Below are 19110 nucleotides of genomic sequence, written 5' to 3'. Positions count from 1 at the left end.
CATGACCGAACTGACCGGCAAGATCGTCCTCGGACCGCACCAGTACGGCAAGGCCGAGAACCGCGTGGTGCGGATCCATCGCGACACCCCGCGGCACGAGATCCGCGACATGAACGTCTCGTCCTGCCTGCGCGGCGACTTCGGCGCCGCGCACCTCGAGGGCGACCAGGGCACCGTCCTGCCCACCGACACCCAGAAGCAGACGATCTACGCCTACGCCAAGGGCGTCGAGTTCGTCGAGACCTACGCCCTCGCCCTCGCGCGGCACTTCGTCGACGACGTCGAACCCGTCCACTCGGCCCGCATCGAGATCGAGGAATACGCCTGGGAGCGCGTCGCCGTCGACGGCGTGGGACACGACCACACCTGGACCCGGAAGGGCTCCGAGGTACGCACCGCTTCGGTGACCGTCCAGGGTTCCGGCCGGGCGCGCCGGGAATGGGTGATCGGCGGGCTGAAGGACCTCGTCGTACTCAAGTCCACCGGTTCCGAGTTCGCCGGGTTCCTCACCGATCCGTACACGGTCCTCGAGCCGACTCGCGACCGGGTGATGGCGACGAGCCTCGTCGCGAAGTGGCGGTTCACCACGACCGACGTCGACTGGGACGTCACCTACGCCGGGATCAAGGCGACCATGCTCGAGCGGTTCGCGAACCTTCAGTCGAAAGCATTGCAGCAGACTCTTTTCGAGATGGGACGCGCCGTGCTCGAGAAGTACCCGTTCGTCGCCGAGATCCGGCTGTCGGCCCCCAACAAGCATCACTTCGTCTACGACCTCGAGCGGTTCGGCGTGGCCAACGACAACGAGGTCTTCCACGCCGACGACCGGCCCTACGGTCTCATCCAGGCGACGGTGCAGCGCGAGGACGCCCCCGACGCCGGGATCGCCTGGGACGCCTACACCGGCGCCGTCTGACGGGCCGCTCTCATGCCAGGGCGCGCACGGCGAGGTACACGTCGAGCCGGTCGCCGATGCGTCCGAGGTCGCGGCCGGTGAGTGCCTCGACGCGGCCGATCCGGTAGCGGACCGTGTTCAGGTGCACGTGCAGTCGGTCCGCCGTGCGGCGCCAGGAGCCGTCGCAGTCGAGGAACGCCTCGAGGGTGGCGAGCAGCCCGGCGTCGGTGCGCCGGTCGTGCTCGAGCACGGGTCCGAGGATGCGCCCGGCGAACGCGCGGCGCAACTGATCGGGAACGGCGGTGAACAACCCGAGCGCGGAATCGAGCTCGGCCGCCCGCACGCACACCGCCCCCGCGTCGCCGCGCGCCGCGGCGACGGCGGCGGCCGCGGAGCGCACCGCGCCGTCAACGGATTCGTCTGTGCCGCAGGCACTGACACCGACGAGTAGGCGAGTCCGGGCCAGCGCGGGAGCGAGGCGCCCCAGGCGCCGTCGCAGCGTGGCAACCACCTCGGACTCGTCGCCGTCGACCAGCGCGACGACGCGCCCGGCGACGTCGACGGTGGTGACGGCGCCGGACAACGCGTCCTGCACGGCGGCCCGCATCGCGGCGCGCTGCTCCGGGGTGCCGGCCGGGGCACGGTCGACCACCACGGCGACCGGTGATCTGCCGCAGTCGATGTCGCCCCCGGGGGGCGTCCGGTCCGCGGCCTCCCACCCGAGCCGGCGGCGTTCCTCCCGCCGCACCCGGTCGAGGGCCGCCACCGCGGCGAATTCGCCGAAGGCGTCGAGGCACTCCGCGTCCGGGGTGCCGGCGTGCCGGACCACGAGGTACCACGAGCCGATCCGGTCGGCGAGCCCCGAACCGACGGGCAGCACCGTGTATCCCCCCGCCACCTCGGCGGGCAGGCGATCGGCGGTCAGCGCGGTCCTGGTGAGGGCGTCGACATCCTCGTCGGGCAGGGGATCGGCGCCGGCGACGGGCATCCCGGTGGCGGTGAGCAGCCACGCCGACACCCCGAACTCCCGGGCGGTCCGGTCCGTGAGTTCGTCGAGGCTGCACCCGTCGGCGACCGCGGTGAGCAGCCGTCGCTGCCGGGCCAGGCCGGTCTGCAACCGGTCCATCCGCGCCCCGGCCATCCGGCCGGTCATGTACTCGATGACCCGGCTGAACGGCACCTCCTCGGGCACCGAGAGCAGCGGTATCCCGTGCCGGACGCAGGCCTCGACCACGTCGGACGGCACCTGCCCGTGCAGCGCCTCCCCGGCGGCGAGGGCGGAGACCCCGGCGCGGGCGAGCAGCGTGACGAACAGGTCCGCGTCCGCCGCGGTGCGCCGCCAGACGAGGCCGGTGAACACCAACGATCCCGCGCTCACGTAGCGGGTGGGATCGGGCATGTCGGTCGTGCACGCCCGCAGCACCGGGCGGGTGAGCGCATCGGAGTCGCCGTGCAGCAGGCGGATTCCGAGCTCCGGTGCGTCGAGGACATCCTGTAGCAGCACGGCGTTCACCTCCGGGTGACGGGTTTGGACGATCGCACAATACGAAGCCGATATTTCGGTTCCGTTTCGTGTGTGCCGACCGGGATGTTGCGGTTTCCGGGGCGTTGACTGGGAGCGTCGACGAGCGTGAGGAGCAACGCCGATGCAGCCGAACACCACCCGGCCGATCGTGATCCAGGGCGCGCACGTGGTGACGATGGACGCCGGACGGGCCGAGTACCGGCGCGGGCACGTCGTCGTCGAGGGCAACCGGATCGTCGCCGTGGGCGCCGGCGAGCCGCGCGGCTACGCCGACGCCACCCTCGTGGACGGCACCGGCTGTGTGCTGACGCCCGGCCTGGTGAACACCCACCACCACCTGTACCAGTGGATCACCCGGGGCCTCGCCGTCGACCACACCCTCTTCGAGTGGCTGACGACGCTGTACCCCGTCTGGGGTGGGATCGACGCCGACGCCGTGCACGTCGCGGCGAAGGGAGCCCTCGCCCACCTGGTGCGCACGGGCTGCACCACCAGCACCGACCACCACTACGTGGTCCCGCGCGACGGCGGCGACGTCTTCGGCGCCGAGATCGCCGCGGCCGCGGACGTCGGCATCCGGTTCCACCCGTGCCGCGGATCCATGGACCTCGGCGCGAGGGCGGGCGGCCTGCCACCGGACCACGTCGTCGAGGACCTCGACACCATCCTCGTCGAGAGCCAACGGGCCGTGGAGAGGTGGCACGATCCGTCGTTCGGGTCCATGCTGCGGATCGCGCTCGCACCGTGCTCGCCGTTCTCGGTGAGCACGGAGTTGCTGAAGCAGTCCGCGGTGCTCGCCCGCGATCTGGGGGTGCGGCTGCACACCCACCTCGCGGAGACCCTCGACGAGCAGGACTTCTGCACGGAGCGGTTCGGCTGCAATCCGGTGCAGTACATGGAGTCGCTCGACTGGACGGGCCCCGACGTCTGGTACGCGCACGCCGTGCACCTGGACGACCGCGACATCGGAGTGCTCGCCGCCTCGGGCACGGGCGCGGCGCACTGCCCGACGTCCAACGCCCGCCTCGGTGCCGGCATCGCCCGCGCCGCCGACCTGTACGCGGCGGGGGTACCGCTCGGTCTCGGGGTCGACGGGGCGGCGAGCAACGAGTCGTGCTGCATGCTCGAGGAGGCCCACCACGCCGCGCTGTTCGCCCGGGCCCGCAGCGGGCCGCGCGCGATGACGGTCCGGCAGAGCCTGGAACTGGCGACCGTCGGCGGGGCGCGGGTCCTCGGCCGGGAGAACGAGATCGGCTCTCTGGAGGTCGGCAAGCTCGCCGACCTCGCGCTGTGGCGGATCGACACGCTCGCCCATGCGGGCATCACCGATCCCGTCGCCGCGCTCGTGCTCGGCTCCCCGCCGCCGCTCGAGCTGCTGCTGATCGACGGTCGCGAGGTGGTGCGCCGCGACGAGGTGCGCACCGTCGACGAGACGTCGGTGGCCGCGGAGGTTGCCGCCGCGCACGACGCCCTGGTGGCGAAGGCGGGGTGAGCGCATGGACCTGCACACCGTGACCGCATACGACATAGCCTGTACCCGAGAGGATCTCGTCGCCGATGCTGCTACGGCGTTCGTCGGCGGCGGGACGTGGCTGTTCTCCGAGCCGCAGCCGCACCTGCGCCGGCTGCTGGACCTGTCCGGGCTGCGCTGGCCCGCTCTGACCGTCACCGACGCCGGTCTCGAGATCGCGGCCACCTGCACCGTGGAACGCCTCGCCGCGCTGTCGGGCACCGAAACATGGCCGAGCGCAGCGCTGTTCCATCAGTGCGCGGCGGCACTGCTCGCCTCGTGGAAGATCTGGAAGCGCGCCACCGTCGGCGGCAATGTCTGCCTCGCGTTCCCGGCGGGGGCGATGATCTCGCTGTCGACGGCGCTCGACGCCACCGCCCTGATCTGGGCGCCGGACGGCGCGGAGCGCCGGATTCCCGTGCAGCAGTTCGTTACCGGAAACGGCACGAATCTGCTCGGGCCGGGCGAGGTGCTGCGCAGCGTGCACGTCCCCGCGGCGGCGCTGGCGTCACGCACCGCGTTCCGCAAGATCGCGCTCGCCCCACTCGGCCGCTCCGGCGCGGTGGTGATCGGCCGCGTCGGCCCCGACGGCGCCTTCACGCTGTCGGTGACCGCCGCGACCGTGCGGCCCTACGTGTTCCGATTCCCCGAGCCACCCACGCCCGGCGAACTCGCCGACGCGCTGCGTACCGGTGTGCCGGCCGACGCGTACTTCACCGACGCGCACGGCGCCGCCGACTGGCGCCGCGCCGTCACCGCCGTCCTGGCCGACGAGATCCGGGAGGAACTGTCGTGAGGTTCACCGTCAACGGCCGCGAACTCGACGCCGACCCCCGTCCGGGACAGTGCCTGCGCACGCTGCTGCGGGAGCACGCCCATTTCGAGGTCAAGAAGGGCTGCGACGCCGGCGACTGCGGCGCCTGCTCGGTCCTCGTCGGCGGAGAGGCGGTGCACTCGTGCGTCTTTCCCGCCGTGCGTGCCGAGGGCCACGCCGTGACCACCGTCGCCGGCCTCGGCACCGGTGACGATCTGCATCCGCTGCAGCAGCGGTTCGTCGACGCCGCCGGGTTCCAGTGCGGATTCTGCACGGCCGGAATGATCGTCACCGCCGCCACCCTGACCGACGACGATCTGACGGACCTGCCGAACCGGCTCAAGGGGAACCTGTGCCGGTGCACCGGCTACCGGTCCGTCGACGACGCGCTGCGCGGCGTCACCAACGTGGAGGCGCCAGGGCCCGGGCCCTCCTGCGGGCGGTCCCTGCGTGCCCCGGCCGCCGCGCGGGTGGTGACCGGCGCCGAGCCCTACACCTTCGACACCACCGTCGCCGGTGCGCTGCACGTCGCCGTGCTCGGCAGCCCGCACGCCCACGCACGGATCGTCTCGATCGACACCACTGCCGCCGAGGCACTGCCCGGCGTGCACGCGGTGCTCTGTCACCGCGACGCCCCGGCCGTCGCGTACTCCACCGCCCGCCACGAACACCGGGACGACGACCCCGACGACACCGTGCTGTTCGACCGGATCCTGCGCCACCACGGGCAGCGGGTCGCGGCCGTCGTCGCCGAGACCCCGGCGCTCGCGCAGGAGGGATGTCGCCTGCTCGCCGTCGAATACGAGGTGCTGCCGTACGTCCTGGACCCGGACGAGGCGCGCCGGCCCGGCGCTCCGCTGCTGCACGCGGACAAGGGACCCGAGAACCGCATCGCCGATCCGTCGCGCAACCTCGTCGCCGAACTGCACGGCGAGGTCGGTGACGTCGACGCCGGCGTTGCCGCGGCCGCCGCCGTCGTGCGCGGCCGGTGGCAGACGCAGCGCGTGCAGCACACCCACCTCGAGACCCACGGCGCCATCGGATGGATCGACGGCAGCGGTGATCTCGCGACCGGGGGCCGCCTGGTGATCCGCAGTTCCACGCAGGTGCCGTTCCTCGTCCGCGACGAGCTGTGCCACATCTTCGGTCTCGACCGCGATCGGGTACGGGTGTTCGCCGCGCGCGTCGGCGGCGGCTTCGGCGCCAAACAGGAGATGCTCGCCGAGGACGTCGTCGCGGCGGCTGTCCTGCGCACCGGACGCCCGGTGCAGTGGGAGTTCACCCGCACCGATCAGCTCACCGTCGCGCCGTGCCGGCATCCGATGCGCGTGGACGTCACGGTCGCGGCCGGTGCCGACGGCGTCCTCACCGCCCTGGCGATCGATGTGCTCTCCGACGCGGGCGCCTACGGAAACCATTCGGCGGGAGTGATGTTCCACGGATGCGGCGAATCCGTCGAGGTGTACCGGTGCCCGAACAAGCGGGTCGACGCCCAGGCCGCGTACACCAACAACCGTCCCTCCGGTGCGTTCCGCGGTTACGGGCTGGGGCAGATCATCTTCGCAATCGAGTCGGCGATGGACGAGCTCGCCGTCGAACTCGGCATGGACCCGTACGAGTTGCGGCGGCGCAACGTCGTCGTGCCCGGCGACGACCTGGTGGGCGCGCACCCGGAGGGCGGCGATCTGATCTTCGGCAGCTACGGGCTGGACCAGTGCCTGGACCTGGTGCAGGACGCGATGCGCCGAGGCGGTGCCGGGGAACCGGCCGGGCCGCAGTGGCGCGTCGGTGAGGGCATGGCCCTGGCGATGATCGCGTCGAACCCGCCGGGCGGGCACGTCGCCGACACGTCCGTCGAACTGCTGCGCGACGGCACCTATCTCGCGCGGGTCGGCACCGCCGAGTTCGGCAACGGCACCACCACCGTGCACACCCAGATCGCCGCCACCGAGCTGGCCACCCACCCCGACCGCATCCGGATCCGCCAGTCCGACACCGACGTCACCACCCACGACACCGGTGCGTACGGATCGTCGGGGACGGTCGTCGCCGCCAAGGCGCTGCTCGCCGCCGCGCGGGAACTGCGCCGGCGGATGGTCAAACTCGCCGGACAGATCACCGGCACCGACCCCGACGACGCGGTGCCCGAGGCGGACGGGGTGCGTGCGGGCGGCCGCCTCGTCAGCCCCGGCGAACTGCTCGACGCGGCCGGCGGCACCCTGCGGGCCGAGGGCAGCCACGGCGGCCTGCCCCGCTCGTTGTCGTTCAACGTGCAGGCCTTCCGCGTCGCCGTCGACGTGCGCACCGGCGAGCTGCGGATCCTGCAGTCGGTGCAGGCCGCCGACGCCGGCGTCGTGGTCAACCCCGAGCAGTGCCGCGGCCAGGTGGAGGGCGGCGCCGCCCAGGCGATCGGGGTCGCGCTGTACGAGGAACTCGTCACCGACGACACCGGCCGCGTCGTCACCGATGCGCTGCGGAACTACCACATTCCGCAGTACGCCGACCTGCCCCGCACCGAGGTGTATTTCGCCGACACCTACGACGCGCTCGGCCCGATGGGCGCGAAGTCGATGAGCGAGGCGCCCTTCAACCCGGTGGCGCCCGCGCTGGCGAACGCGGTGCGCCGCGCGATCGGGGTCCGGCCGCACGAGCTGCCGCTCTCCCGCGACCGGATCTGGCGGCTGCTGCAGTGATCGGGGCCGGTTCCGTCGGCCCGCCCGTGCCGAGCGAATGTATCGCTCACTCGATCAGGCCGACGGAACGATACATTCGCTCGAGGAGGGGAGGGGCGAACAGGCGGTCTCAGGGGTGGCGGCGCCGCAGCAGCAGGTAGACGATCAGGGCCACCAGCGTCGACACGGCCACTGCCGGGCCGACGCGCTTGAGCACGGACCCGCGGGCGTACTGCATCAGGTCCAGCGGCGCGGCCTCGGTGGGCTGTGGTGCCGCCGTCACCGGCACGGCCGGGGTCACCTCCGGGGCCCCGCCCGCCGGGGGTGGGGGCGCGGCGGCCTCGGGCGTCGGCACCGGGGCGGGCGGGCCACCGAGCTTGTCCGCCAGGCACGCCGTGAACTGCTCGATGATCTTGCCGCCGACGTCGGAGATCATGCCCCGCCCGAACTGGGCGGGCTTGCCGGTGATGGACAGGTCGGTCACGACGGTGCCCTCGGTGCGGTCGCCGTCACCGACGAGGGTGATCGTGAACGTCGCGTTCACGGTGCCGTTGCCGCGCGAGTCCTTCGCGGCGGCCTCCATGACCGCGCGGCGGGCCTGCTCGTCGGTCTCGACGAACTCCCCGGTGCCCTTGTACAGCAGCTGTACCGGTCCCATCTTGATCTTCACCGTGCCGGTGAAGGTGTTGCCGTCGACGCCGGTGAGGGTGGCGCCGGGCATGCAGGGTGCCACCTTCTCGGGGTCGAGCAGTGCCGTCCACACCTCGTCGATGGGTGCCGGCACGGACATGTGGTGTTCGAGTTGCATGGTTCGTCTCCAGTGTGTGCTCAGGCGACGTCCGCTGCCGTCGCCACGGCACGGCGCGTGAGCACCCGCGCGAGCTGGCGGCGGTAGTCGGCGTCGGCGTTGCCGTCGCTCATGGGTGAGGTGCCCTCGGTGGCCTGCTCGGCGGCGGCACGGACGGTGTCCGCCGTCGCGGGCTGCCCGACGAGGGCCTGCTCGACGGCGTGCGCCCGCACGGGCACGGCCGCCATGTTCGTCAGCGCCACCCGGGCCTGACGGATCGTGCCGCCGTCCGTCTGCACGGTGGCGGCGACCGCGACGATCGACCAGGCGTGGGCCACCCGGTTGAACTTCTCGTACCGCGCCGCCCATCCCGTGAGCTTGGGGATCCGCACCTCGACGAGGATCTCCTCGGGTTGCAGGGTGGTGGTGAAGTAGTCGTCGAAGAACTCCGCGACGGGGATGCTGCGCCGCCCCGACGGTCCGGCCGCGACGAGGGTGGCCTCGAGGGCGAGCACCGGCGCGCCGAGATCCCCGGCCGGATCGGCGTGGGCCAGGGCCCCACCGACGGTGCCGCGGTGCCGGATCTGCGGGTCGGCCACCGTGCTCGTGGCTTCGGCGAGCAGCCGCGCGTGTTCACGCACGAGCGGATCGTGGATCACGTCGTGGTGGGTGGTCATCGCGCCGATCACGAGGTCGCCGCCGTCCTCGCGCACCCCCCGCAGGTCGGGGACGCGCCCGAGGTCGACGAGCGTGGTGGGGGCGGCCAGCCGCAGCCGCAGCACCGGCATCAGGCTCTGCCCGCCGGCGATGATCTTGGCGTCCTCCCCGGCAGCGGCCAGCGCGGCGACGGCCTCGTCGATGGTGGTGGGCGCGACGTAGTCGAACGTCGACGGAATCATCGGGCACCTCCCTGAGCCGATTGCCGAGCTGATTCGACGGCGTGCCACACCCGCATCGGGGTGCACGGCATCTCGATGTCCCGCACGCCGAGGTGGCGCACGGCGTCGAGGACGGCGTTGACCACCGCCGGCGTGGAGGCGATCGTGCCGGACTCGCCGACCCCCTTGACGCCCAGCGGGTTTCCGGTCGCGGGGGTCTCGGTGCGGTCGGTGGTGAACGTCGGCAGGTCCGCGGCCGACGGCAGCAGGTACTCGGCGAACGAACCGCTGAGCAGGGTGCCGGACTCGTCGTGGACGGCCTCCTCGTACAGGGCCTGCGCGATGCCCTGGGCGAGGCCGCCGTGCACCTGCCCCTCCACGATGAGCGGGTTCACGACGTGCCCGACGTCGTCGACGCACACGTACGAGCGGATGCGCACCTGCCCGGTCTCGGTGTCCACCTCGGCGGCGCACAGGTGCGTGCCGTGCGGGAACGAAAAGTTGTCCGGGTCGTAGGTGGCCTCGGAATCCAGGTTCGGCTCGATGCCTTCGGGCAGGTCGGCCGCGGTGAACACCGCGAGCGCGATGTCGCTCATGCCCACGGCCTTCTCGGTACCCCGGACCCGGAACCGGCCCTCGGCGAACTCGAGGTCGTCCTCCGAGCACTCCATCATGTGCGCCGCGATCGGGCGGGCCTTCGCGATCACCTTCTCCGCGGCCTTGACCACGGCCATACCGCCGACGGCGAGGGACCGGGATCCGTAGGTGTCCAGCCCCTTCGGCGAGGTCTGCGTGTCGCCGTGCAGCACCTCGATGTCCTCGAACGGCACTCCGAGCCGGTCGGCGACGATCTGGCTCCACGCCGTCTCGTGGCCCTGCCCGTGCGACGACGAACCGGTGACCACCTCCACCCGGCCGGTGGGCAGCATGCGGATCGCGGCGTGCTCCCAGCCGCCCGCCCCGTAGTTGAGCGAGCCGAGTACCCGCGACGGCGCCAGGCCGCACATCTCGGTGAAGGTCGACACCCCGATGCCGAGCTGGACCGGGTCCTGCCGGCGGCGGCGTTCCTCCTGCTCGCGGCGTAACTCGTCGTACCGGAACAGATCGCGGGCCTTCGCGGTGGCCGCCTCGTAGTTGCCCGAGTCGTACGTCAGGCCCGCGACGGTGTCGAACGGGAACTCCTCGTGCCGGATCCAGTTCTTGGCGCGCAGCTCGAGCGGATCCATCGACAGCTCGGCGGCGAGCTCGTCCATGATCCGTTCGATCCCGAACGTCGCCTCCGGCCGGCCCGCCCCGCGGTAGGCGTCGGTGGGCACCTTGTTGGTGAACACGTTGGTGCACGAGAAGTGGTAGGCGCCGAACTTGTAGATGCCGTTGAACATGAACGCGCCCAGGATCGGTACGCCCGGGGTGACGAGCCTCAGGTAGGCGCCCATGTCGGCGAGCAGCTCGACCTTCAGGCCGACGACGGTGCCGTCGCGGCGCGCGGCGAGGGTGAGCTTCTGGATCTGGTCGCGGCCGTGATGCGCCGCGACCATCGACTCGCTGCGGGTCTCGGTGTACTTGACCGGTTTCCCGAGCCGGCGCGCGACGAGCAGTGCGAGCAGTTCCTCCGGGGTCACCTGCAGCTTGCCGCCGAAACCACCGCCGACGTCCGGTGCGATCACCCGCAGCTTGTGCTCGGGGATGCCCAGCGTCATCGCCAGCATGATCTTGAGGATGTGCGGGATCTGCGTGGCCGACCACACGGTGATCTGCGGCCCGGTCGGGTCGACGACGACGGAGCGCGGTTCCATGAACGCCGGGATGAGCCGCTGCTGCCGGAACGTGCGCTCGACGACGACCTCGGCGTCGCGGATGGCCTGCTCGACGTCGCCGCCGGTGCCGGCCTCGGCGGAGTCGAACGTCCAGGTGGCGCTGACGTTGGTGCCGAGGTCCGGGTGCACGAGGTCGGCGCCGTCGCGGGCGGCGGTCGCCAGGTCGAGGACCACGGGCAGCTCGTCGTAGTCCACGTCGATCGCCTCGAGGGCGTCGTGGGCCTCGTAGGCGCTGCGCGCGACGACGAGGGCGACGGCCTCCCCGGCGAAGTTGACCGTGTCGACGGCCAGGGACGGCGCGGGCGGGATCTTCATGTCGGGGGTGATCACCCACGCGCACGGCAGGCTGCCCTGCTCCGGCGAGGCGTCCGCGCCGGTGAGCACCGCCACCACGCCGGGTCTCTGCCGTGCTTCCGACGTGTCGATCGAGGTGATGCGGGCGTGGGCGAACGGGCTGCGCAGGATCGCCATGTGCAGCATCCCGGGGAGGACGAGGTTGTCGGTCCAGCGGGTGCGCCCGGTGACGAGGTGCTCGTCCTCCTTGCGCCGCCGCGACTGGCCGATCTCGGGTTCGACGGTGCTGGTCATCGCCCGCCTCCTGCCGTCGTGTTGTCCGTCTGCAGTTCGGCGGCCCGGGCCTTCTGCGCCGCGTCCAGCGCCGCCCGCACGATGTTCTGGTAGCCGGTGCAGCGGCACAGGTTGCCCTCGAGACCCAGCCGCACCTCGTGCTCGTCGGGATCGGGATTCTCCTCGAGCAGGTCGATCGTCGACATGATCATGCCGGGCGTGCAGTAGCCGCACTGCAGTGCGTGGTTGTCGTGGAATGCCTGCTGGACGGGGTGCAGCACGCCGTCGCGGGACAGGCCTTCGACGGTCGTGACCTCCGCACCGTCGGCCTGCACGGCGAGCACCGAGCAGGATTTGACGCTGCGGCCGTCGAGGTGCACGGTGCAGGCACCGCAGTTGCTGGTGTCGCAGCCCACCACGGTGCCGACCTTGCCGAGCCGGTCGCGCAGATAGTGCACGAGCAGCAGCCTCGGTTCCACCTCGTCCGTGTAGGTCGTCCCGTCGACGGTGACAGTGATGCGCATCGGGCCTCCAATGCCGGGAACATCCGGGATCCAAGATCGTCGAGAAGTGTTCACTGACACTGTGCTCCAACGATGACCACCGAATACGCCGATTCGCCGAATCGGTGGCGGAACAACCTCGTTCCCGCGCGGGTGGCGGCGGGACGGGGGAATCCGACTCGCGAAGCCGACCCGCGGCAGGGCATTTTCGGTCCGCGTGCGGGGTACCCCCCGGGCATGGATCAGTCCGAAACTCCCCTGCTGGATGCACTGGATCAGTACCACCGGCTCGACCGTTACGGCTTCTCCCCGCCCGGCCACCGCCAAGGCCGCGGTGCCGACCCGCGGGTGAAGAAGGTCCTCGGGCTCGACACGTTCCGCTCGGACGTGCTCGCCTCGGGCGGCCTCGACGACCGGAAGTCGGGCAACGGCTACCTGTCGCGGGCCGAGCAGCTCATGGCCGAGGCGGTCGGAGCGGAGCAGGCGTTCTTCTCCACCTGCGGCAGCTCCCTGTCGGTGAAGGCCGCGATGATGGCGGTGGCGGGCAACGATCCGGGGGGACTGCTCGTCGGCCGGGACTCGCACAAGTCGATCGTCGCCGGGCTGATCTTCAGCGGCGTCACGCCCCGCTGGATCACCCCCCGATGGGACGAGGAGATGCACTTCTCCCATCCGCCGTCGCCGGACCAGGTGCGCGCGACGTGGGAGAAGTACCCGGATGCGGCCGGCGCGCTGATCGTCAGCCCGAGCCCCTACGGCACGTGCGCGGACCTCGAGGGCATCGCGAAGGTCTGCCACGAGCGGGGCAAGCCCCTCATCGTCGACGAGGCGTGGGGCGCGCACCTGCCGTTCCACGACGACCTGCCCACCTGGGCCATGGACGCCGGCGCCGACATCTGCGTGGTCAGCGTCCACAAGATGGGTGCCGGATTCGAGCAAGGATCGGTGTATCACCTACAAGGCGACCTGGTGGACGGGGCGCACCTGTCGGCCTGTGCCGACCTGTTGATGACCACGAGTCCGAACGTGATGATCTACTCGGCCATCGACGGGTGGCGCCGGCAGATGGTCGAGCACGGCGCCGAGTTGCTCGGTGACGCACTGCAGCTGGCTCGGCGTACCCGCGACCGGATCGCCGCGATCGACGGGCCGACCGTCCTCGAGGACCGGTTGCTCGGCGAGGAGGCCTCGCACGATCTCGATCGGCTGCAGATCCTCCTGGACGTGAGCGAACTCGGCGTCTCCGGCTATCAGTGCAGCGACTGGCTGCGCGAGCACTGCCGGCTCGACCTCGGCATGACCGATCATCGGCGCATCCTGGCCACCCTCTCCATGGCGGACGACGAGGGCACCACGGCCCGGCTCGTCGCGGCGCTCGAGTCGCTGTCGCAGGCCGCGGAGTCGTTCGATCCGCCGCCGAAGATGTATCTGCCGAGTCCCGGCGAGCTGCAGCTCGACTCGGTGATGTCGCCGCGCGACGCGTTCTTCGGCAGGGCGGAGATGGTCGACGCGGGCCGGGCCGCCGGGCGCATCGCGGCCGAGCAGATCACCCCCTATCCGCCGGGCATTCCCGCCGTCGTGCCGGGTGAGCGGCTCGACGACGCCGTCGTCGACTACCTGCGCAGCGGCGTGAACGCCGGGATGGTGATTCCCGACGCGACCGACACCTCGCTCGAGAAGTTCCGGGTCGCCGCCGAGGGCTGAGCGCGGCCGCCCCGGGCAGCTCCTACTGCCCGGGAACCGCGCTGTCCTCGTGGGCGTGGATCGGGCCCTCGGTGCGGGCGAGGTGCTCGCCCCGGCCACCCCATTTCAGCGCGATGATCTCCGCCGCGATCGACACCGCGGTCTCCTCCGGAGTGCGCGCCCCCAGATCCAGGCCGATCGGGGAGCACAGCCGGGCCAGCTCGTCCTCCGTCATCCCCGCTTCGCGCAGGCGCGCCAACCGGTCCTCGTGTGTCCGCCGCGACCCCATGGCACCGACGTACGCCAGGTCGAGCCGCAATGCCACCTCGAGCAGCGGCACGTCGAACTTCGGGTCGTGGGTGAGCACCGTGACGACCGTGCGCGAGTCGATGCGCCCCGCGGCCGCCTCGGCGGCGAGGTAGCGGTGCGGCCAGTCCACGACCACCTCGTCGGCGGCCGGGAACCGGGCGGCGGTGGTGAACACGCCCCGGGCGTCGCACACCGTCACGCGGTAGCCGAGGAACGAGCCGAGCTGCGCCATGGCGGCCGCGAAGTCGATGGCGCCGAACACCAGCAACCGCGGCGGCGGCTGGAACGAGTGGACGAACACCGACATGCCCTCGCCGCGGCGCTGCCCGTCCGGTCCGTAGTGCAGCGTCGCGGTCCGGCCCGCGGCGAGCAGACCCCGCGTGTCGTCGGCGACGGCGTCGTCCGCCCGCGCCGACCCCAGCGCCCCGTGCGCGCGATCCGGCCACACCGCCATGCGACGACCCACCCACGCCGGATCGGGATGCTCGGTGACGGTGGCGACCGCGACGGGTTCCCCGGCCCGCACCGACGCGACGACCTCGCCCAGCTCGGGGAATCCGGCGACGTCCACCCGTTCGACGAACACGTCGATGATGCCGCCGCACGTGAGCCCCACGGCGAAGGCGTCGTCGTCGGACACGCCGTACCGCTGCAACACGGGCACACCGTCCTCGATCACCTGCTGGGCGAGCTCGTACACGGCGCCCTCCACGCAACCGCCGGAGACGCTGCCGGTCACGGTGCCGTCGCCGGCGACGAGCATCGACGCGCCCGGTGCGCGCGGCGCGGAACGGAACGTCGAGACCACGGTTCCCAAGGCGACGGTGTCGCCGGCCCGGTAGCGACGGTCGAGTTCGTCGAGAACCTCACGCACGGTGGACCTCCTCCAGCAGTTCCTGCAGCGTCGCGAGGCTGTGCCCGGCGAGCAGACGGTCGAGATGCGGCAGGGCGGCCGCAATGCCGGACTGCACCGGCTCGTACCCGGCCGCCCCGGCGTGCGGGTTGACCCACAGCACGGCGCGGGCGAGGCGGCGCAGCTGGGCGAGCTGCTCGGCGAGCAGGCCGGGATCGCCGCGTTCCCAGCCGTCCGAGAAGATCACCACGACGGCACCGCGCGCGAGCCCACGACGGCCCCACCGGTCCAGGAACGCCCGCAGGGTCTCGCCGAGCCGGGTGCCGCCCGCCCAGTCGGGGACCGCCCGGCCCGCCGCGGCGAGGGCGAGTTCCGGGTCGCGGGCCCGCAGCGCGCGCGACAGCCGCGTCAGGCGTGTGCCGAGGGAGAACACCTCGGTGTGGGCGGGATCGGCGCGGGTCACCACGTGCGCGAACCGCAGCAGCGCGTCCGTGTAGGGGCTCATCGATCCGGAGACGTCGAGCAGCAGCACCACCCGGCGCGCACGGGTCGCCTTGCCGTGCCGGCTCGGCCGGACGGGCTCGCCCCCGGCCGCGAGCATCCGGCGCACCGTGCGGCGCGGGTCGATGCGGCCCCGGCGCGACGGGCGCAGCCGCATCGCCGGGCGGGTGGGCGGTCGCGGATGCAGCGTGGCGATCAGCTCGGCGAGGTGTGCCCGCTCGGCGTCGGACAGTTCCGCGATGTCGCGACGGCGGAGCACGTCGGCGTCGTCCGCGGCGACCCGCAGTTCCGGACCCTCCCCGGCGGTCTCGTCACCCCCCGCGGATGTGAGTCCGGCGATGCGGGCCCGACGCGGGGTGCGGGTCTGCGGCGACGTCACGCCGGGTGCCGTTCCCCCGAACCAGCTTTCGAACGCGAGGTCGTAGCGGGGGATGTCGTCGGGGTCGTGGCACAGGGTGGCACGTCCGGTCCAGTACACCTGCCGGCGGTCGCCGAGGTCGATCTCGCGCAGGGCGCGCACGTAGGCCTCGGCGGCGTCCGAGGCGACGGGCAGGCCGGCCGCGGCGAGGGCGCGGGTGAACCCGGCGATCCCGACGAGGGGACCTCCGACGTCCGCGGCCGTCGTCATCGCGGGCCTCACCCCGTCAGGAGCCGGTCGAGCCCGGTGCGGACCACCCGGTCGAGGTCCTCCCGGTACTTGAGGACGGCGCCCAGCGTCGCGGCCGCGGTCGTCGCGTCGAGCACGTCGCGGTCGAGTTCGCGCAGCGCTCGGGCCCAGTCCAGCGACTCGGCGACGCCGGGCGGCTTGAGCAGATCCATCCCGCGCATGGTCTGCACCGCGTGGGCGACCTGCTCCGCGAGGTGTTCGGCGATGCCCGGGATGCGGCGGCGCAGGATCTCCACTTCCCGCGCGAGGTCGGGATGTTCGAGCCAGTGGTACAGGCAGCGGCGTTTGAGGGCGTCGTGTACCTCGCGGGTGCGGTTGGAGGTGAGCACCACCAGCGGCGGCGTCCGCGCCCGCACCTGCCCGAGCTCGGGGATGGTGACGGCGTTCTCGTCCAGCACCTGCAGCAGGAACGCCTCGAACTCGTCGTCGGCCCGGTCGATCTCGTCGACGAGCAGCACGCACGGCGCGTCGGTGAGCGCCTGCAGCAGGGGCCGCGCCAGCAGGAACCGCTCGGTGTACAGCGAGCGTTCCGCCTCCTCGGCCTCCAGGTGGCCGCCGCTCGCGGCCTCGAGGGTACGCAGGTGCAGCAACTGCCGGGGGAAGTCCCAGTCGTAGAGGGCCTGGGACGCATCGATGCCCTCGTGGCACTGCAACCGGATCAGCGGCAGGGCCAGCGCGTCGGCGAGGGCAATGGCCAGCGATGTCTTGCCGGTGCCGGGTTCCCCCTCGCAGAACAGCGGGCGGCCCATGCGCAGCGCCAGGAAGGCGACCGTCGCGAGGCCGTCGTCGGCGAGATAGCCCGTCGTGTCCAGCGCCCGCGCCAGCTCCTTCGGTGAGCCGATCGCCGCCGATGCCGTCATGCTGCGAGCCTATGGCAGCGCCGCTGCCGTGGCGTCCTTTCGGAGCTCCGGAAGTCCGGAAAGGCACCATTGCCTCGACGTGCAGCCGGGGCCCTGCCTCGATCCGGCCGGCTCGGCCCTGATGTGCTCCCTCGTCGAGTTGTGTGCCACGACCGGCCGGAATCGGGACAATGTCTGCAAGGCCTTGCGGTCGACACTGACACCGACGGTGGTGCGACCCCGTGCGTCGGCCGCCGAAATTCGGACCGAAGGTTGTGGCCGCGCTGGTGTTTGGTGGGCGGTGCTCGCGATGCCGTCAGGCAAGCGTCCGGCCCCGATCCTGAGCGATCTGGTGCCCGTGTTGCGGTCGTTCCCGGAACCGGACATCCGCGACGGGACCACCGTCCTGCTCAGGGGATGCCCGAGGCGACGATCGACCGACGACTCGCCGTCGTGGGATCACCGCGCGACTGGGCCGTCGAGGGAGGTCAGTGTCGCGGTGAGTCCGGTGAACAGGATGTCGAGGCCGCGTTCGAGTTCCGCGGCGCCGTCGTAGGACGCCAGTACCGGTGCGAGGCCGCGCAGGAGGGGAAGTCGCCGATCGGTAGGCGGTGCAGTCCCAGGCGTAGCAGATCGTCGTGCTCGTCGGGTCGTTCGACGAGTTCCTGGAGCTCGCTGAGGACGTGACCGTGGAGGAATCCGAACAAGGCCCGGTAGACGTGCAGGGCATCAGTCGCGGTGAAGCCGGCCCGGGTGAGCAAGGTGAGGATGTCTTCCAGCGGGCGCAGTGTTCCCAGCGGCCGCAGTCCGAGGGGCGTCGCCAGGGGCCGGGTGACCAGGAGCGGGACAACGTGGGGATGGTCGAGCGCCAACCGGCGGAAGCCCCGGGCGACCTCCCGGAGTTGAGTTACCCAGTCGCCGTCGTCGGTGTCGACCTCGAGCTGTTCGAGGACGTTCTCGGCGACGGCGTCGAGGAGAGCGGCCTTGTTCGGGGCGTGACGGTAGAGGGTCATCGGGTCGCGGTCGAGGGCTTTGCCGAGGCGACGCATGGACAGTGCGTCGATTCCGTCGCGGTCGATGATCTCGAGTGCGGCCGTCAGGATTCGCTGTCGGGTGATCGGGCCGCCGTCCGGGACCCGACCCTTGCCGGAGCGGGGCGTGCGATCAGCGGGGGCCTTGGCCATCACAAACACTTCCTTCACTCATTTCCCCCCACCGTAGGCCTTTACCGTAGGTCTTGGCAGTAGACCTACAGTGTTGACATGCGGTGGATTTCGGCGTTGACTGAGTCTCACGACGTAGGCCCGGGAGGCCGCCATGATCATCATCTTCGGACTCATCGTCCTTCTCGCCGCCGTGATTGTCGGACTCACCGGCGTGCTGAGCAACAGCGGTGACGGGCACGCCGTGACCGACGGGTTTGCCGTGTTCGGCTATCACGTCACCGGCTCCACCGGCACGCTGTTCCTCTACGGCATCGTCGTCGGCGCAGTAGGGCTCATCGGGCTCAGCATGCTCCTTGCCGGCGCCCGGCGCACCTCCCGGCGCGGCCGTGTCGCCCGCCACGACCTGACAGAATCCCGCCGCGAAACAGCGGATGCGTACCAGGACCGGGACCGCCTCGCCGAACAGCGCGAGATGGCCGCCGCGAACCCGGATACAGTCGACAGGACACCGCACGGGACGAACCACCGCGACCAGCACGACGGGCGACGTGACTGGCGACACCCGTTCGGTCACCGAACAGGTCAAGCCACCGTGCGCCACGGCGTCACACACTGACGGCCGGCCCGGTACCGATTCATCCACGACCGGCGCATCCGTGCCGGCGAAACACCAGAGGAAGAAGAACCCGTCATGAGTATGCGTACAAAGTTCGCGCATTCGGCCGAGGCCGCCAAGGGCTCGGTGAAGAAGGTGTTCGGCAGGGCCACCCGGAATCGCAGCCTCGAAGCCGAAGGACGGGCCGACCAGGTCAAGGGCAACCTCAAGCAGTCCGGCGCCAAGATCAAGGACGCCTTCAAACACTAGATTCCGCATCTCACGTCGGTGCGCCGTGTGCTGCCCGGCGCACCGGCTGCCGTCCGCACAAGTAAGACAACCCGAAATCAGTTGGTCCTCATGATCGTTCTCGGAATCATCCTCGCCATCGTCGGCGTGGTCATCAGCCTGCCCATCCTGTTGTATGTCGGGGTCGCGCTCATCCTCATCGGAGTGGTCCTGGCGATCATGGGGTCGATGGGCCACGCGGTGGCAGGCCGACGCCACTACTACTGACCCGGCCCTGAGG

The 19110-nt window shown here is 71.5% G+C and carries 16 protein-coding genes and 1 pseudogene; 8 read left to right on the top strand and 9 right to left on the bottom strand.

The annotated features are described in order from the left end of the window. Position 1: 1 nt before the first annotated feature. On the top strand, positions 2 to 916 hold the full coding sequence (gene pucL, locus ISO16_RS15945) for a factor-independent urate hydroxylase (RefSeq protein ID WP_072636601.1): 915 nt from the start codon (positions 2 to 4) through the stop codon (positions 914 to 916). Between the two features lie 10 nt (positions 917 to 926). On the opposite strand, the gene ISO16_RS15940 is transcribed toward pucL, so the two are convergent. Then, a complete protein-coding gene (locus ISO16_RS15940; RefSeq protein ID WP_072636619.1) occupies positions 927 to 2399 on the bottom strand; it encodes a PucR family transcriptional regulator in 1473 nt (490 codons plus the stop codon). 142 nt (positions 2400 to 2541) lie between these two features. Here ISO16_RS15940 and ISO16_RS15935 point away from each other — a divergent pair, with 142 nt between their 5' ends. Genes ISO16_RS15935 through ISO16_RS15925 form a run of 3 tightly spaced genes read left to right on the top strand, consistent with a single transcriptional unit; the run spans position 2542 to position 7437 of the window. Next, on the top strand, positions 2542 to 3912 hold the full coding sequence (locus ISO16_RS15935; protein ID WP_072636600.1) for an 8-oxoguanine deaminase: 1371 nt from the start codon (positions 2542 to 2544) through the stop codon (positions 3910 to 3912). 4 nt (positions 3913 to 3916) lie between these two features. After that, positions 3917 to 4726, top strand: a complete 810-nt coding sequence (locus ISO16_RS15930; RefSeq protein ID WP_050036123.1) for an FAD binding domain-containing protein — start codon at positions 3917 to 3919, stop codon at positions 4724 to 4726. Continuing rightward, a complete protein-coding gene (locus tag ISO16_RS15925) occupies positions 4723 to 7437 on the top strand; it encodes a molybdopterin-dependent oxidoreductase (RefSeq protein ID WP_072636599.1) in 2715 nt (904 codons plus the stop codon). The genes ISO16_RS15930 and ISO16_RS15925 overlap by 4 nt, the downstream gene beginning before the upstream one ends. Positions 7438 to 7546: 109 nt before the next feature. Here the strand turns inward: ISO16_RS15925 and ISO16_RS15920 are convergent, their stop codons facing one another. The 4 genes from ISO16_RS15920 to ISO16_RS15905 are packed head-to-tail and all read right to left on the bottom strand — an operon-like array spanning position 7547 to position 11989. Next, complete coding sequence (locus tag ISO16_RS15920) at positions 7547 to 8224, bottom strand: SRPBCC family protein (protein WP_072636598.1); 678 nt, start codon at positions 8222 to 8224, stop codon at positions 7547 to 7549. 20 nt (positions 8225 to 8244) lie between these two features. Next, positions 8245 to 9102, bottom strand: coding sequence for an FAD binding domain-containing protein (locus ISO16_RS15915; RefSeq protein WP_072636597.1), 858 nt, complete (start codon positions 9100 to 9102; stop codon positions 8245 to 8247). After that, on the bottom strand, positions 9099 to 11486 hold the full coding sequence (locus ISO16_RS15910) for a xanthine dehydrogenase family protein molybdopterin-binding subunit (protein WP_029546634.1): 2388 nt from the start codon (positions 11484 to 11486) through the stop codon (positions 9099 to 9101). The genes ISO16_RS15915 and ISO16_RS15910 overlap by 4 nt, the downstream gene beginning before the upstream one ends. After that, positions 11483 to 11989 carry a (2Fe-2S)-binding protein gene (locus ISO16_RS15905; RefSeq protein WP_006944121.1) on the bottom strand — a complete coding sequence of 169 codons (507 nt, stop codon included), beginning with the start codon at positions 11987 to 11989 and terminating at the stop codon, positions 11483 to 11485. Before ISO16_RS15905 ends, ISO16_RS15910 begins: the two co-directional genes overlap by 4 nt. Positions 11990 to 12205: 216 nt before the next feature. Between ISO16_RS15905 and ISO16_RS15900 the strand changes: the two genes are divergently transcribed. Then, the gene (locus tag ISO16_RS15900; RefSeq protein WP_072636618.1) at positions 12206 to 13672 is read left to right on the top strand and encodes an aminotransferase class I/II-fold pyridoxal phosphate-dependent enzyme; all 1467 of its coding nucleotides are present in this window, start codon (positions 12206 to 12208) and stop codon (positions 13670 to 13672) included. A 22-nt stretch (positions 13673 to 13694) separates the two neighbouring features. Here ISO16_RS15900 and ISO16_RS15895 read toward each other — a convergent pair whose 3' ends face one another. The 4 genes and pseudogenes from ISO16_RS15895 to ISO16_RS15880 all read right to left on the bottom strand — a co-directional run bounded on the left by ISO16_RS15895 (position 13695) and on the right by ISO16_RS15880 (position 18004). After that, positions 13695 to 14834: an XdhC family protein gene (locus ISO16_RS15895; protein WP_072636596.1), complete on the bottom strand. Its 1140-nt coding sequence runs from the start codon at positions 14832 to 14834 to the stop codon at positions 13695 to 13697. Continuing rightward, positions 14827 to 15942, bottom strand: a complete 1116-nt coding sequence (locus ISO16_RS15890; protein WP_072636595.1) for a vWA domain-containing protein — start codon at positions 15940 to 15942, stop codon at positions 14827 to 14829. The genes ISO16_RS15895 and ISO16_RS15890 overlap by 8 nt, the downstream gene beginning before the upstream one ends. Positions 15943 to 15950: 8 nt before the next feature. Further along, the gene (locus ISO16_RS15885; protein WP_072636594.1) at positions 15951 to 16841 is read right to left on the bottom strand and encodes an AAA family ATPase; all 891 of its coding nucleotides are present in this window, start codon (positions 16839 to 16841) and stop codon (positions 15951 to 15953) included. A 438-nt stretch (positions 16842 to 17279) separates the two neighbouring features. Continuing rightward, a pseudogene (locus tag ISO16_RS15880) lies at positions 17280 to 18004 on the bottom strand (TetR/AcrR family transcriptional regulator C-terminal domain-containing protein). A gap of 133 nt (positions 18005 to 18137) precedes the next feature. On the opposite strand from ISO16_RS15880, the gene ISO16_RS15875 reads away from it, so the two are divergent. The 3 genes from ISO16_RS15875 (at position 18138) to ISO16_RS15865 (ending at position 19097) form a co-directional block, all read left to right on the top strand. Next, positions 18138 to 18602, top strand: a complete 465-nt coding sequence (locus tag ISO16_RS15875; protein ID WP_072636593.1) for an APC family permease — start codon at positions 18138 to 18140, stop codon at positions 18600 to 18602. Between the two features lie 81 nt (positions 18603 to 18683). Continuing rightward, positions 18684 to 18851 carry a CsbD family protein gene (locus ISO16_RS15870; RefSeq protein WP_170914042.1) on the top strand — a complete coding sequence of 56 codons (168 nt, stop codon included), beginning with the start codon at positions 18684 to 18686 and terminating at the stop codon, positions 18849 to 18851. Positions 18852 to 18941: 90 nt separating this feature from the next. Then, positions 18942 to 19097, top strand: coding sequence for a DUF6131 family protein (locus ISO16_RS15865; protein WP_164528060.1), 156 nt, complete (start codon positions 18942 to 18944; stop codon positions 19095 to 19097). Positions 19098 to 19110 lie beyond the last annotated feature (13 nt).

Origin of the sequence: Rhodococcus sp. M8, from assembly GCF_015654185.1 — a bacterium.
Lineage (GTDB): Bacteria > Actinomycetota > Actinomycetes > Mycobacteriales > Mycobacteriaceae > Rhodococcus > Rhodococcus aetherivorans.
Note: the sequence above shows the minus strand (reverse complement) of the source record. Positions and strands in the feature narration are given on the sequence as shown.

Excerpts from the sequence above, each read along its gene's own strand:
- pucL (WP_072636601.1), top strand. The coding sequence starts at position 2 with ATGACCGAACTGACCGGCAAGATCGTCCTCGGACCGCACCAGTACGGC.
- ISO16_RS15935 (WP_072636600.1), top strand. The coding sequence starts at position 2,542 with ATGCAGCCGAACACCACCCGGCCGATCGTGATCCAGGGCGCGCACGTG.
- ISO16_RS15930 (WP_050036123.1), top strand. The coding sequence starts at position 3,917 with ATGGACCTGCACACCGTGACCGCATACGACATAGCCTGTACCCGAGAG.
- ISO16_RS15920 (WP_072636598.1), bottom strand. The coding sequence starts at position 8,224 with ATGCAACTCGAACACCACATGTCCGTGCCGGCACCCATCGACGAGGTG.
- ISO16_RS15915 (WP_072636597.1), bottom strand. The coding sequence starts at position 9,102 with ATGATTCCGTCGACGTTCGACTACGTCGCGCCCACCACCATCGACGAG.
- ISO16_RS15910 (WP_029546634.1), bottom strand. The coding sequence starts at position 11,486 with ATGACCAGCACCGTCGAACCCGAGATCGGCCAGTCGCGGCGGCGCAAG.
- ISO16_RS15905 (WP_006944121.1), bottom strand. The coding sequence starts at position 11,989 with ATGCGCATCACTGTCACCGTCGACGGGACGACCTACACGGACGAGGTG.
- ISO16_RS15900 (WP_072636618.1), top strand. The coding sequence starts at position 12,206 with ATGGATCAGTCCGAAACTCCCCTGCTGGATGCACTGGATCAGTACCAC.
- ISO16_RS15890 (WP_072636595.1), bottom strand. The coding sequence starts at position 15,942 with ATGACGACGGCCGCGGACGTCGGAGGTCCCCTCGTCGGGATCGCCGGG.
- ISO16_RS15885 (WP_072636594.1), bottom strand. The coding sequence starts at position 16,841 with ATGACGGCATCGGCGGCGATCGGCTCACCGAAGGAGCTGGCGCGGGCG.
- ISO16_RS15875 (WP_072636593.1), top strand. The coding sequence starts at position 18,138 with ATGATCATCATCTTCGGACTCATCGTCCTTCTCGCCGCCGTGATTGTC.
- ISO16_RS15870 (WP_170914042.1), top strand. The coding sequence starts at position 18,684 with ATGCGTACAAAGTTCGCGCATTCGGCCGAGGCCGCCAAGGGCTCGGTG.
- ISO16_RS15865 (WP_164528060.1), top strand. The coding sequence starts at position 18,942 with ATGATCGTTCTCGGAATCATCCTCGCCATCGTCGGCGTGGTCATCAGC.